Raw genomic sequence first — 12,294 nt, 5'->3', positions numbered from 1 at the left:
TCCTAGTGCGCATCCGGCTGCGCTTTGAGCACGGTCAGAATCACCACGGAATCCTCGACGGCGTGCAGGGCATGACGCTGGTGTGGGATCGCCACGTAGTCACCGGTCTTGCCGTCCCAGCTGTCCTCGCCCGCGGTGAGTCGGACGTGGCCCTGCAGTACCTGCAATGTCGCTTCCCCGGGGCTGTCGTGTTCGGACAGGTCGTGGTCGGCCAGCAGGGCCACCACGGTCTGGCGCAGTTCGTGGGTGTGGCCGCCATGGATGGTGTGCGCGGCGCGGCCGCTGTGCGACTTGGCGGCCTCAGCCAACTTCTCCGATGCCAGCTCGGTGAGCGAAATGGATTCCATCAGGTGAGTCCTTTCAGCCGTTCAATAGCAGTATCCCCGCCGTCACCAGCGCCGCTACCTTGACCACCTCGAAGCCGACGTAGGCGTAGTGGCCGTGGGACCGCGGCGCGTCCAGGCCGGCGAGCACTTGGTCCGACCGGCGGGTCAGCCGGGGCCGCACCGCAATCAGCTGAACGGCCAATGCGGCGAACGCGACGCCGAAGGCGACCACGATGGAAACCGGTGTGGGGCCGGCCGCCGCGAAGGCCCCGAGAAGGAGCGCGAAAACCACTTCCACGGTGTTGAGCGCCCGAAAGACCAGTCGGCCGATGCTCAGGCCGATTTGCAGAGTCACATTGGGCGCCCGAAATTTCAGCGGCGCTTCCAGGAACGAGATGGCCAGCACCATGCCGAGCCACACGAAGGTGACGGCAACTTCGATCGCGCGTCCGGTGCTCACTTCTCTCCCCCTGTCGCGGCCAGATGGGCCAGACACATATCAGTTTTCACGAACGCGTCGAGCCGGTCGACGGTAACGGGCGCGCCCCACTGACGCAAAGCTCCTTGCATGGCACCTAGGTGAACCGAACACACTATCGGAGAACGGGGTTCGGCGAGTTCCACAGATTGGCAGTGCCGCACACCGATGCGTCGATCGCGGCGGGCGCCGTTCCGGAGAGTCGAGTCGCCTCCCCCAGTCCCGACCTGCGCTGAGCGAATCTCGTTAATTGGCAGGATATTCCATTTACCCACCGCCCGGAACATTGCCGGCGGCCGCTTCGGTCCGCGGTGGGCGTGTCACTCATTCCGACGCTGCCTCACGCGTCCGAATCTACACAAGGGTCAGTGTAAGAACGACAGCACCGACAGAGGCGGCAACACCCGCCTCCGCCCGGGCGCGGAGGTCCATCGCGCCGAGGATGAATCGGGGCGCACCGCAGGTTCGGTTCCGCCGCTGTCGAGACGAATGTCCGGGTGGGTGAGCCGGTCGACCCAGGACTCCTCTGAGTAACTGAAAGGGACCGTCGAGGACAGAAAGGCCTGCATTGGCGGGAGTAACTGAGCGCTGGCGGTCTCGTGCGGGTAGTGTCCCGCGCCCGGGATTTCGACCGTCAAGGCTGCGGGGACTCGTTCTGCGAACGCCCGGTGGTGGTGCGGGGGAATCGTGGTGTCGTCGGCTCCCCACGCCACCAGGACTGGCACGCCGTGCAACAGAGCGGTCTGCCGTTGCGCGCTGACCGCCTGCCCGCGCCAGTCGATCACTGAACGGGCTGTGCGAAGAAATGCGGTCCGTCGCTTGGTGCCGCGCAGTCCGTACAACAGGCCGGAGAGGAGGCTCGCGTCGGGTCCGGACAGGGATTTCGGCAACACGGCCAGGGCCCGGTTCGTCACTGCCGGGGGTATCGCGCTCAAGGCGGCGATGACGGCGTCGGCACCGGGCAGCGTTGCCGCTCGCAAGGCGATACTCACCTCTGAACCGAGTCCGCCGCTGCCGATCAGGATGAGCCGGTCGATGCGTTCGGGGAATTGATAGGCCGTTTGTAGGGCGATGCCGCCGCCCAGGCTATGGCCTACCAGCGAGAAGCGCCGATGCCCCAGCGACAACAGCAGATCCCGCAGGGCGCAAGCATGGGCGCCCAGCGAGTAGTCGCCGGCGGGCGCGTCGGACTCGCCGTGGCCGGGCAGATCCGGCGCGATAACAGTGTGCGTGCGGGCCAGGGTTCCGATGATCTGCCGCCACGTCCCTCGGTTGCCGCCGAGCCCGTGGATCAGCAACAGCGCGGGACCGTCACCGGCGACGGTGTAGGCGATGGAACCGCCGGAAAGGTGAATTCGGCCCTCGCGGATGTGGCGGGCCGAGACGGCATTGCGCGGGCCTGAACTTCTGCAGAGTGCGTTGATGGCTACTCCCGTGGTCGATGATGAGGTAAAGCCGCGCCATGGGCTGACGGCCGAACCCGAACCGCCGCTGGAATACCCGCTGCATGCGGAACTATCAGTGATGGCCGCCACTGTCGGTGTGCGTCCGGCTGCCCGGCCGTTTGAACTGGGCCAACGAACTGCTCGCGGTCTAGGAGGGGGCGCTGCCTTAGCTGTGGCGCGATATGATCGCGGGCGACGTCGTGGCGGCGCGTTTTATGCCTTCGCGGCCGGGTACTTGCCTGTGGACGTCGCGTCCTGTCTGGGCGTCGGTGTACATCTATGCGCATTTCGTCGACGGAGACGGCGCTGCTTGTAAAAGCGAGGAATTGATTGATGGCGATCTCAGACATCGCACAGTACGCGCATCTAAGCCCGGCGGACATCGAGGCGCTGGGCGCCGATCTCGACGAAATCCGCCGCGACATCGAGACGTCTCGCGGCCAGCGCGACGCGGCGTACATTCACCGCACCATCGCGTTTCAGCGAGCACTGGAGGTCGGGTCGCGCCTGCTACTCGGCGTTAGCCCCTCATGGGTGGGCTGGGCGGTAGGCACGGTGACACTGGCCTTGGCCAAAAGCGTGGAGAACATGGAGATCGGGCACAACGTGGGCCACGGTCAATGGGATTGGATGAACGACCCGGAAATCCATTCGAATACCTGGGAGTGGGACATGGCGGGGGTCTCCTCCCAGTGGAGATACGCGCACAACTACCGGCATCACGTCTTCACCAACGTCCTGGAGATGGACGACGACCTCGGCTTCGGGTTCATGCGCGTCACTCGTGATCAGCCGTGGCAACCCCGGCATCTGTTGCAGCCGATACGAAATGTGCTGTTAGCCATCACCTTCGAGTGGGGAATCGCCTTACACGACCTGCGCGCCGTCCAGACTCAGGCGTCCACGACTCCGCGGACGACGCACCTGAGAAACGCGCTGCTGCGCAAGACTGCCCGCCAGGCCGTCAAGGACTATCTTGTGTTTCCCGCGCTGAGCGGAAGACGGTGGCGCCGCACCCTCATCGCCAACACGACTGCGAACGTGCTGCGCAACCTGTGGGCGTACATGGTGATCTTCTGTGGTCACTTCCCCGATGGCGCCGAGAAGTTCACCGCCGCTGTCGTCGAGGACGAGAGCAAAGCCGAATGGTACTTACGGCAGATGCTCGGCACGGCGAATTTCGACGCAGGGCCTGCGTTGGCCTTCTGGAGCGGCAACCTCTGTTACCAGATCGAGCATCACCTGTTTCCCGATCTACCCAGTAACCGCTACGCCGAGATCGCCGAACGGGTGCGGGCGTTGTGTAACGACTATGACCTGCCCTATACCAGCGGATCACTGGTGCGCCAATTCTGGTTGACGATGCGAACTCTGCACAAATTGGCGTTACCCGACCGGGTCTTGAGTGCGACGCCCAATGACGCGCCGGAGACGGCATCAGAGCGAAAGTTCTTTGACACGGCACTGGCCCCCGCCCCGGTGGCCGCCGACGGGTCGTCGCGGCGAAGCGGTCTGCGTACCGCGTTGCGCAATCGCGCCACCAAGGCACCCGAACGAACAAAACGTGCCCGAAAAATGTCGATCAGTGCCGCATAGGCCGGCGCCCGGCAAGGGCGCAATTACGACGGCATATTCAGGTCAGTGAACCCGTAATCTTCTCCCTACCGCGGGTACCTGGTGCGGCCGTGGAAATCAATCCGCAATGTGGCCGTGACAAAACAACAACCTGGCGCCCGTAAGTTGACTGCGGCGGATGCCGACTCAAAAGGGGGAAATGACGCGTATGGGTGGAGTCCCAGCTGGATTGACCGATTCCGATGTCGAGCATTTAGCTTGGGAATTCCTCCAGTCAGGATATGTCGGTACGACTTTCGCCAACTGGTCGCTTGATCGGCGCCTCGACAAGTTTCTCCGGCGGCGCAGCCTGTCCCGCGTCGCCGACGACGGTGATCTTTCCAACATCGTGCTGGATCGCATCATGACCTATTTGGCGGGTCGGTCGCCGCTGCGGGCTATCCGCGTCTAGCCGGCCGGCGCGTCAGCGCCCGCTCGGCACGTTGCAGGCTCTCGTCGACCAAGCGCTCGGCCGCCCCGAAATAGGTTGTCGACGGGGCTATCTCGACCAGGTCGGCAATCGCGCGTTGCTCGCCACGCACGTCTGCGGCAGCCAGATTCTCACCCATCCGCTCGGTATGGATCTGCAGCCCCGACAGCAGTTCACTGCACTGAGAACCGGCGGCCACCGTACGTCGTGCCAAAGTGCGCACCGTCTCCCACTCGACATGCCATGCGCCGTCAGGGCGTTCGTCGTGAGCCAGTGCGGCGGCGGTGTGCAGCGTCGCCGCGAGCGGTGGGGCGGCGATGGCGGCGCGCCGAATCAGTATGGACAACACCGGGTTGCGTTTATGCGGCATCGCCGATGACCCGCCGCGGTGCGCGCTGACCGGTTCGTCCAATTCGCCGGTCTCGGGGCGAGCCGAGGTGACGACGTCCGACGCGATGTGACCCCAGCAGTCGGTGCAATCCACCAACGCGTCGGCCACCGCGGTGACCGGTGTGCGCGTCGTGTGCCACGGTAGCCTGAAGTCCAATCCCAGATCCGTTGTGGCGCTGCGGACCACATGGTCGGCGACTGCCGCCGGGTCGCCGCTGCCCGTCAGCAACGTCGCTAATTCCGTGGTGGCCGACCATATTCCGACCGCACCACCGAACTGCGCCGGAGTGGCAAGCTCGCTGAGCCGGTGATAGGCGTCGACGACGCCGTTGAGCCATCCGGCAGCTTTGGCGCCGAACGTGGTCGGCGCCGCGTGCTGGGTGAGAGTACGCGCCACCATGGGTGTGGCCCGGTGTGTTTGCACCAGGGCTGACAATGCCGAGATCTGTTCGCCGAGTTGGCCGCTGATTTCGTTGACGACACCACGCAACCCCACCATCAGGCTGGTGTCGACGACATCTTGGCTGGTCAACCCGCGGTGGATCCACGGCCCGATCACCGGGTCGGCGCGCTGGCGCAGTAACGAGACCAATCCGATGACCGGGTTGCCGCCGTCCTCGGCGGGCACGGCCAGTACGTCACAGTCAACGGAGCCGACGAGATGCGACAGATCGACACCGACACAGTCCGGCGGGGCCAAGCCGGCACCGGCCAGCGCCCGCAGCCATGCGGATTCGACCGCCACCATGGACCGCAGGAACGCTGGGTCGCTCATGTGCTCACCGGCCCGATGTTCGCCGGGCCACAGCAGGTTGGTCATGGCCAACCATCCCGGTAATCCAGGAACACGGTCTCGTGTGCGCCTTGCAAGTGGATGTCGAAACGCAGTGCGGGCCGGCCGGAATCGTCTTCGGCGACACAGGTCAGGGTCTCGCGCCGCGCTGCGGCGACACGCGCAGCCAACGGGTCGGCGGCCAGATCCTCCGCGGTCAAGTAGGCACGGGTGAACAAGCGATGCAACAGGCCTCGGGCGAAGACGGCGACGGCGAAGAACCTCGGCGCCCCCGGACTCACCGCACCCGGCGGCACTGTGGTGAAGCTGTATCGTCCGTCGGTGTCGGTCGCCGCTCTGCCCCATCCGGTGAAGGTCCAGCCGTCTCGCCGCAAGGAGCCGAACGACCGCGAGATGCGGCCTGCGGTGTCGGGTTGCCAGATCTCTACCAACGCGTCGGGCACGGCGTCACCGGCGCCGTCGTAAACGGTGCCGCGTAGACGGATCGCGCCGGGGAACTCATCACCGACCAATTCGCTGTCGCGCGGATATGACAGGCCGAGTCCGAAGAAGGGGCCTACCGTCTGCCCTGGGGTGCTGAGCGACTCGGCGCTGATCTCAGTCACCGCCGCCGCCTTGGGTCCGGGCACTGCCAGGCAACACGATGTCCCATCGGTAGCCGGTCGCGTATTCCGGTTCCGACAGGCCGTGGTCATAGGTGGCGACAAGGCGTTGGCGGGCAACGGGATTGAGGATTGACTGATAGATCGGGTCCAAATCGAACAGCGGATCACCTGGGAAGTACATCTGGGTGACCAGCCGCTGGGTGAATGCCGTTCCGAAAAGCGAGAAGTGGATGTGCGCCGGCCGCCAGGCGTTGTGGTGGTTGCGCCACGGATACGGGCCGGGCTTGACGGTTTTGAAGCGATACGACCCGTCGGGTCCGGTCAGACACCGGCCGACGCCGGTGAAGTTGGGGTCCAGCGGAGCGGGATGCTGGTCACGCTGGTGGCGGTAGCGGCCGCTGGCGTTGGCCTGCCAGATCTCGACCAGCTGGCCCGCCAATGGCTTGCCGGACCGGTCGAGCACCCGGCCGCTGACGAAGATGCGCTCCCCGATGGGTTCGCCGCGCTGACCGGCGGTGAGGTCGGCGTCGGCGGGGTCGACGTCTTGGTGCCCGAAGCAAGGCGCCCAACGCTCGAGTTCTTCGGGGTCGACGGCCAGCAGCGGGTTCTGCGGACAGCGCAGGGCGCTGCTGCGATAAGGCGGGTAGTGCAACAGGGGCTGAGCCTCGTCCCGGCCCGAGCGCCGCCGATCAGACGCGATGGCGGTCATTTCTGCGCTGATTTCACCTTGTGACGCAAGGCGCTCGGGTGGGGCCTCCACGAAGCGTGAGGCTACTCTGGTGCCGCCATTGCGGGCAGGCATAGCGGAAACGGCGTGCCGAGCGCTACGTCGAGGACCCAGCGTTTGCCGCGGCGCGGTGGGCTACAGCGTCCGGACCAACGCGGCCCTGCCCTTGGTGCGGAGTTTGTGCAACGTGGAACCGCGCAGCTCCTCGATGCGCGCCGCCATCTTGTTGCCCAGTTCCTCCAGCTCGGCGTCGGTGATCTTGACCTCGGGCGGCGCCGGAATCATGTCGCGTTCCTCTTCGTCGGCGTGTGCCTCGAGAACGGTCTTGAAGGAGTTCCACTCGTCCTCATAACGCGGGGAGGTCTGCGGGGTGCGCAGCAGCACGGAAAGTTGGTCGACCACCTGCCGATGCTCGGCATGAGCCACCGCGATCAATTCGCTGGCCGCCGCCAACGCCGGGTAGTACAGATCGTCCTCGATGCGAAAATGGATATCCAACTCCATCAGCATCTCGTCGAAAAGGCTATGGCGCTCTTCGCTGTTCACCGGCGCCTCACTGACCTTGCGTCCCAGGCCCTTGAGCACGACGTGGTGTTCTTTGAGAACCTCATATGCGTTCACTTGGCCACTCCATCCCCGCTTGTGAGTGCCGGCTCCCCACCGCGCACTTCGATGACTCCGTCGACCAGTCGGGCCTCGTAACACGGCAACGGTGCCGTGGACGGGCCGCGCAGCACTTCCCCGGAGTCCAAGGCGAACCGGGACCCGTGCCACGGGCACACCAGCCGGCCACGATCCACCCAGCCATCGGCCATCGGTGCGGCCAGGTGCGGACAAAACTCGCCGAACGCCGACACCTCGCCGGGCTTGGTCTGGCATACCACCAAACCCACCCCGTCGACCTCGACCCGAACCGGCTTACCGTTCAACGCACTCGCCGGCAACACCGGCGTCCAGTCCTTGTTGCGCAACCGCTGACCGGACTGGTCGATGCCGATACCCGACTCGAATACCAGGGCACCACCCAGATAGCTGCCGCCCAGCGTGACGCCGTAACCCAAAGCGCTGGTTGCCATTCCGCGAAGACGACGGCCACGACGCCGGTCCCACCACGACAGGGCGTACAGGGCGGTTGCGGCGGTGTTCACCACACCGTGCACCAGACCCACGCGACGGTCCTTGTCGTGGGTGTGCTGCCAGTCGGTCACCCCGGTCACCGCGGCGCCGACGCTGGCCAGAATGCCGAGCCCCAACGACCGCGACGCGAACTGTGCTGCCTGAACGTTCTCGGCGGCAGGCCGACCCGGGAGCAGGCTCAGCGCATCCAACGCAACCGTCGTGCCGAGCGCTCCGCTGGCGAAGGAGGCCAGCGGCGGGTGTACCGGGTGACCCAGCCAGACCCCGTTGAGCGCGTTGGCCACGCGGTCACGGGCATCACCCAGGCCGTTGTAGGCGAAACTGAGCAGGTGCTCAAGCCGATAACTGGGCCGATCGAGCCACTCCTGGCGCCCGATCGCGGCCAGCACTCGCGGCCCGAGCTTGCGCAGTCGACTATCGGCTCCTGCGGACCGATTGACCATGACACCAGTCCTTCCCACTATGGCGTTGCGCGCACCGATCGCCCTTACCTCCCGGTCTGCTCACGATCACGAGCGCGGCTAGGTTCACCGTAACGTCGTTGCGCATGCGCAATTTGTGAGCGGACTGTGAGTCAGCCACCGGGCTGCTGTATGGCAGAATTCTGGATAGCAGAAGGCGTGTCTGGGCAGCAGAGCAGCTGCGGGACGGAGATGACCTGCAGTGACCGGATACGCGGACGTCCTCAGCGACGTCGTCGCCAATGTGGGTCGGGGCATGATCCCGGCACACATCTACAACGACGCCGACCTGTTCGCGCTGGAAAAGGACCGTCTCTTCAGTCGTGCCTGGGTGTTCGTGGCGCACGAATCCGAGATTCCGCAGGACGGCGACTATGTGGTGCGCCGGATGCTGGAAGACTCCTTCATCATCACCCGTGACTCGGGCGGCGCGGTGCGCGCGCTGTTCAACATGTGCCTGCACCGGGGCATGCAGGTGTGCCGCGCGGAGATGGGCAACGCCTCCAATTTCCGCTGCCCCTACCACGGTTGGACCTACCGCAACGACGGCCGGCTGACCGGTCTGCCATTCCACCGGGAGGCGTATGGCGGCGACGACGGATTCGCCAAAGAGCAAACGCTGCTGCCCGCGCCAAAGATGGCCAGCTACAACGGCCTGATCTTCCTCAACATGGACCCCGCTGCCGAGCCGCTCGAGGGCTTCCTCGGCGACTTCCGGTTCTACCTGGACTTCTACACCCGCCAAAGCAGCCACGGCCTGGAAGTGCGCGGACCACAACGCTGGCGCATCAAAGCCAATTGGAAGATCGGCGCCGAGAACTTCGCCGGCGACATGTACCACACCCCGCACACGCATGCCTCGATCGTGGACATCGGTCTGTTCCGCGAACCACGCGCGCAGAAGCGCAAGGACGGCGCCACTTACTGGGCACGATGCGGCGGCGGTACCACCTACAAATTGCCCCCGGGCGGCTTCGCCGAGCGCCTGCGCTACGTCGGCTATCCCGACGAGATGATCGCTCGCATGCAAGGCGTGTGGAATCCAGCCCAACAACAGCTGGTTGGCGAGGACGGGTTCATGATCTCGGCCGCCACCTGCTTTCCCAACCTCAGCTTCGTGCACAACTGGCCGAAGCTGCCCAACAGCGATCAGGTGTTGCCGTTCATCTCGATTCGCCAATGGCAACCCATCAGCGCCAACGAAACCGAAGTGTGCTCGTGGTTCGCGGTGGACGCCGCCGCTCCGCCACAGTTCAAGAAGGACTCCTACAAGGCCTATTTGATGTGCTTCGGGTCCACCGGCATGTTCGAACAGGACGACGTGGAGAACTGGGTGTCGCTGACCACCACGGCGGGTGGCTCGATGGCCCGGCGCCTGTTGCTGAACAGCCGCATGGGACTGCTGGCGGACGACTCCCCCGTGATCGACGACCTGCCGGCCGAGCTGTTCCACGGGCCGGGTCGCGCCCAGGTCGGTTACAACGAGTACAACCAGCGCGCGCTGCTGAAGATGTGGGCACAGCATCTGGCGGCGTCATGACAAAGCCGTTGGCGTTCAACGATATCCGGCACTTACAAGCGCACCAATTCCTGGTTGACGAGGCATATCTGTTGGACGCCCAACAGTACGAGTCGTGGCTGGACACCCTGACCGAGGACGTGCGCTACCTGATGCCGGTTCGGGTGACCACTGCGCGTGGCGCCGGGTTCGACACCTCGCCGGGCATGGCCCATTTCGACGAGGACAAATACGCCCTGCGTCAACGCGTCGCCCGCTTTGCGACCGAGCACGCCTGGACCGAGGATCCGCCGTCGCGGCTACGCCATTTCATCACCAACGTGCGCACCTTCCCCACCGACGACGACACGCACCTGGCCGTGCAGTCGGCCGAGTTGCTGTTCCGCAGCCGTGGGGACGTGAACGAGAGCGCGTTGCTGTCCTGCGGGCGCAACGACCTACTACGCTGGTGCGAGGATCGCTGGAAACTGGCTCGCCGCACGATCACTGCCGACGAGTCGGTGTTGCGGATGCAGAACTTGGCGGTGTTCTTGTGACGGACGAGCTTGCGCAGCTACTGGCCGGCGCCGTTGGTGAACCTCTGGTCGTGGCAAACGAATTCACCGAGGTACAGCTACGCCGAGTGGATACCCGCAACGGGTCTCGGCTGCTGATCACCGCGCCGAAAAGCGGCCAGTGGATCAGCCTGGATGCGCTGGAAGTCGAGGCCCTCACGCGGCAGAACGCCCGCACGCTGGCGGCCATGGTGGGCAACACGCATGCTCCGCTGCTTCCTGACGAGCCGGAAGCCTCCGATGACCGGATGGCTTGACGGCAAACGGGCGCTGGTCGTCGGCGCCGGTTCCGGAATCGGCCGAGCCGTCGTCGAGGCGTTCCGGACCGAGGGCGCCAAAGTTGCTGTGTTGGAGCGCGACCCGACCAAGTGTGACCGGTTGCGCGCAGAGCTTCCAGACCTGCCGGTCACCGAAGGCGACGCCATCACCCGCGAGGCCAACGAGCGGGCGGTCGCCGCAGCGGCCGATGCCTACGGTGGCCTGGACACCCTGGTCAACTGTGTCGGCGTCTTCGACTTCTACCAAGGCGTCAAGGACATATCCGCCGACGACCTGCCCGCGGCGTTCGACGAGATGTTCCGCACCAATGTGCTCAGCCACGTGCAGTCGGTCAAAGCCGCTATCCCCTTGCTGCAGAGGGGAATCGGTCCGTCGATCGTGCTGACGGAATCCGCGTCCTCGTATTATCCTGGCCGCGGCGGACTACTGTATGTGGCGTCGAAATTCGCGGTGCGCGGACTGGTCACTTCCTTGGCGCACGAGCTGGCGCCGCACATCCGGGTCAATGGCGTGGCCCCGGGCGGAACGCTGAACACCGACCTACGCGGTCTGGCCAGCCTCGGTCTGGACGACACCCGACTCGACGAATCACCCAACCGGGCACGCGATGTGGCCGCGCGCAGCCCGCTCAACGTCGCGCTCTCCGGGCAGGACCACGCGTGGAGTTATGTGTACCTGGCGTCGGATCGGTCCCGCGGACTGACCGGAGAAACGGTTCACCCCGACGGCGGGTTCCGCCTCGGCGCACCGAAGTCGGCTCAGCCGTGACGAATGCGCTGGATCAACAGCGGGTCCTGGTCGCCCAAGCGTGCCGAGTCGCCGCGGCGCGCGGTTTGGTCGACGGCACCCTCGGGCATCTGAGTGTGCGGGTCGACGACGACCACCTCCTCATTCGCTGCCGCAGTGACGACGACACCGGGGTGGCGTTCACCCGCCCCCGCGACATTCGGTTGATCACCTTCGACGGGCGCCCCGGGGCCGCAGGGGAACTCGACGGTTACCGGGTGCCCAACGAGCTTCCCATCCATGTCGAGACCCTGCTGGCCGATTCCCGGCACCGGGCCGTCGCGCACTTGCACCCGCCGGCCGTCGTCGCCGCCGACCTGGCCGGCATCGAGATCCGGCCCATCTATGGCGCCTACGACATCCCCGGGGCCCGGTTGGCCCGGGGCGGGGTCCCGGTGTACAAGCGGGCCGTGCTCATTCGGAATTCGGCGCTGGGTAAGGAGATGGTGGCCGCAATGGGCGGCGCACCGGTGGTGATCTGCCGCGGGCATGGAATCACCAGCGCCGCGGGCAGTGTGCAGCAGGCGATCCTGCAGGCGATCAGCGTCAACGAATTGGCGCGGATGTCGTTGCGCGTGCGTGCCGCCGGTGGCACGCTGCGTGACATCGACGAATCCGACTGGGCCGACCTGCCCGACCTGGGATCCGCATTCACCGTTGCGTCGGCCTGGCGCCACGAGGTCGCCCGGCTCGGTACACCGCATCAGCGGTGAGTCCGATCGCAACGACTGCGTAACGCTTTGGCAGCCA

General features: G+C 65.5%; 15 protein-coding genes and 1 pseudogene. 7 read left to right on the top strand and 9 right to left on the bottom strand.

The window, feature by feature from the left end; all coding sequences use genetic code 11:
• Window positions 1–2 precede the first annotated feature (2 nt).
• The 4 genes and pseudogenes from I2456_RS10280 to I2456_RS10270 all read right to left on the bottom strand — a co-directional run bounded on the left by I2456_RS10280 (window position 3) and on the right by I2456_RS10270 (window position 2,339).
• The gene (locus I2456_RS10280) at window positions 3–347 is read right to left on the bottom strand and encodes a cupin domain-containing protein (protein ID WP_068031441.1); all 345 of its coding nucleotides are present in this window, start codon (window positions 345–347) and stop codon (window positions 3–5) included.
• A gap of 13 nt (window positions 348–360) precedes the next feature.
• Window positions 361–786 carry a hypothetical protein gene (locus I2456_RS10275; protein WP_085073180.1) on the bottom strand — a complete coding sequence of 142 codons (426 nt, stop codon included), beginning with the start codon at window positions 784–786 and terminating at the stop codon, window positions 361–363.
• Window positions 783–983: pseudogene (locus tag I2456_RS28425) on the bottom strand (transcriptional regulator); the annotation flags it as partial. The pseudogene I2456_RS28425 and the gene I2456_RS10275, both read right to left, overlap by 4 nt.
• Window positions 984–1,169: 186 nt before the next feature.
• Complete coding sequence (locus I2456_RS10270; protein WP_241007914.1) at window positions 1,170–2,339, bottom strand: alpha/beta fold hydrolase; 1,170 nt, start codon at window positions 2,337–2,339, stop codon at window positions 1,170–1,172.
• A gap of 243 nt (window positions 2,340–2,582) precedes the next feature.
• Between I2456_RS10270 and I2456_RS10265 the strand changes: the two genes are divergently transcribed.
• Together I2456_RS10265 and I2456_RS10260 are read left to right on the top strand one after the other, a co-directional pair.
• Window positions 2,583–3,845, top strand: coding sequence for a fatty acid desaturase family protein (locus I2456_RS10265; protein WP_068031431.1), 1,263 nt, complete (start codon window positions 2,583–2,585; stop codon window positions 3,843–3,845).
• A 208-nt stretch (window positions 3,846–4,053) separates the two neighbouring features.
• Window positions 4,054–4,275 carry a hypothetical protein gene (locus tag I2456_RS10260; RefSeq protein ID WP_174814185.1) on the top strand — a complete coding sequence of 74 codons (222 nt, stop codon included), beginning with the start codon at window positions 4,054–4,056 and terminating at the stop codon, window positions 4,273–4,275.
• On the opposite strand, the gene I2456_RS10255 is transcribed toward I2456_RS10260, so the two are convergent.
• From I2456_RS10255 to I2456_RS10235, 5 genes are all read right to left on the bottom strand, one after another.
• The gene (locus I2456_RS10255) at window positions 4,262–5,503 is read right to left on the bottom strand and encodes a lyase family protein (protein ID WP_085073182.1); all 1,242 of its coding nucleotides are present in this window, start codon (window positions 5,501–5,503) and stop codon (window positions 4,262–4,264) included. The two genes, I2456_RS10260 and I2456_RS10255, sit on opposite strands and share 14 nt — an antisense overlap.
• Window positions 5,500–6,072, bottom strand: coding sequence for a protocatechuate 3,4-dioxygenase subunit alpha (pcaG, locus tag I2456_RS10250; RefSeq protein ID WP_068032326.1), 573 nt, complete (start codon window positions 6,070–6,072; stop codon window positions 5,500–5,502). Before pcaG ends, I2456_RS10255 begins: the two co-directional genes overlap by 4 nt.
• A 1-nt stretch (window position 6,073) precedes the next feature.
• On the bottom strand, window positions 6,074–6,790 hold the full coding sequence (gene pcaH, locus I2456_RS10245) for a protocatechuate 3,4-dioxygenase subunit beta (RefSeq protein WP_241007913.1): 717 nt from the start codon (window positions 6,788–6,790) through the stop codon (window positions 6,074–6,076).
• A gap of 153 nt (window positions 6,791–6,943) precedes the next feature.
• Window positions 6,944–7,429, bottom strand: coding sequence for a hemerythrin domain-containing protein (locus I2456_RS10240; protein WP_068031423.1), 486 nt, complete (start codon window positions 7,427–7,429; stop codon window positions 6,944–6,946).
• Window positions 7,426–8,388: a Rieske (2Fe-2S) protein gene (locus I2456_RS10235; protein WP_068031420.1), complete on the bottom strand. Its 963-nt coding sequence runs from the start codon at window positions 8,386–8,388 to the stop codon at window positions 7,426–7,428. The genes I2456_RS10240 and I2456_RS10235 overlap by 4 nt, the downstream gene beginning before the upstream one ends.
• Before the next feature lie 274 nt (window positions 8,389–8,662).
• Here I2456_RS10235 and I2456_RS10230 point away from each other — a divergent pair, with 274 nt between their 5' ends.
• From I2456_RS10230 to phtC, 5 genes are read left to right on the top strand one after another with little or no spacing between them, the layout of a single operon-like run.
• Window positions 8,663–9,946 carry an aromatic ring-hydroxylating dioxygenase subunit alpha gene (locus I2456_RS10230; protein ID WP_068032320.1) on the top strand — a complete coding sequence of 428 codons (1,284 nt, stop codon included), beginning with the start codon at window positions 8,663–8,665 and terminating at the stop codon, window positions 9,944–9,946.
• Window positions 9,943–10,461 carry a 3-phenylpropionate/cinnamic acid dioxygenase subunit beta gene (locus I2456_RS10225; RefSeq protein WP_068031417.1) on the top strand — a complete coding sequence of 173 codons (519 nt, stop codon included), beginning with the start codon at window positions 9,943–9,945 and terminating at the stop codon, window positions 10,459–10,461. Before I2456_RS10230 ends, I2456_RS10225 begins: the two co-directional genes overlap by 4 nt.
• Complete coding sequence (locus I2456_RS10220) at window positions 10,458–10,736, top strand: dihydrodiol dehydrogenase (RefSeq protein WP_068031416.1); 279 nt, start codon at window positions 10,458–10,460, stop codon at window positions 10,734–10,736. The genes I2456_RS10225 and I2456_RS10220 overlap by 4 nt, the downstream gene beginning before the upstream one ends.
• The gene (hcaB, locus tag I2456_RS10215) at window positions 10,720–11,526 is read left to right on the top strand and encodes a 3-(cis-5,6-dihydroxycyclohexa-1,3-dien-1-yl)propanoate dehydrogenase (protein ID WP_068031413.1); all 807 of its coding nucleotides are present in this window, start codon (window positions 10,720–10,722) and stop codon (window positions 11,524–11,526) included. Before I2456_RS10220 ends, hcaB begins: the two co-directional genes overlap by 17 nt.
• Complete coding sequence (gene phtC / locus I2456_RS10210; RefSeq protein ID WP_068031410.1) at window positions 11,523–12,257, top strand: 3,4-dihydroxyphthalate decarboxylase; 735 nt, start codon at window positions 11,523–11,525, stop codon at window positions 12,255–12,257. Before hcaB ends, phtC begins: the two co-directional genes overlap by 4 nt.
• Window positions 12,258–12,294: the final 37 nt, after the last annotated feature.

The sequence above is a fragment of the Mycobacterium kubicae genome, assembly GCF_015689175.1.
In the GTDB taxonomy this organism is placed as follows: domain Bacteria; phylum Actinomycetota; class Actinomycetes; order Mycobacteriales; family Mycobacteriaceae; genus Mycobacterium; species Mycobacterium kubicae.
Note: the sequence above shows the minus strand (reverse complement) of the source record. Positions and strands in the feature narration are given on the sequence as shown.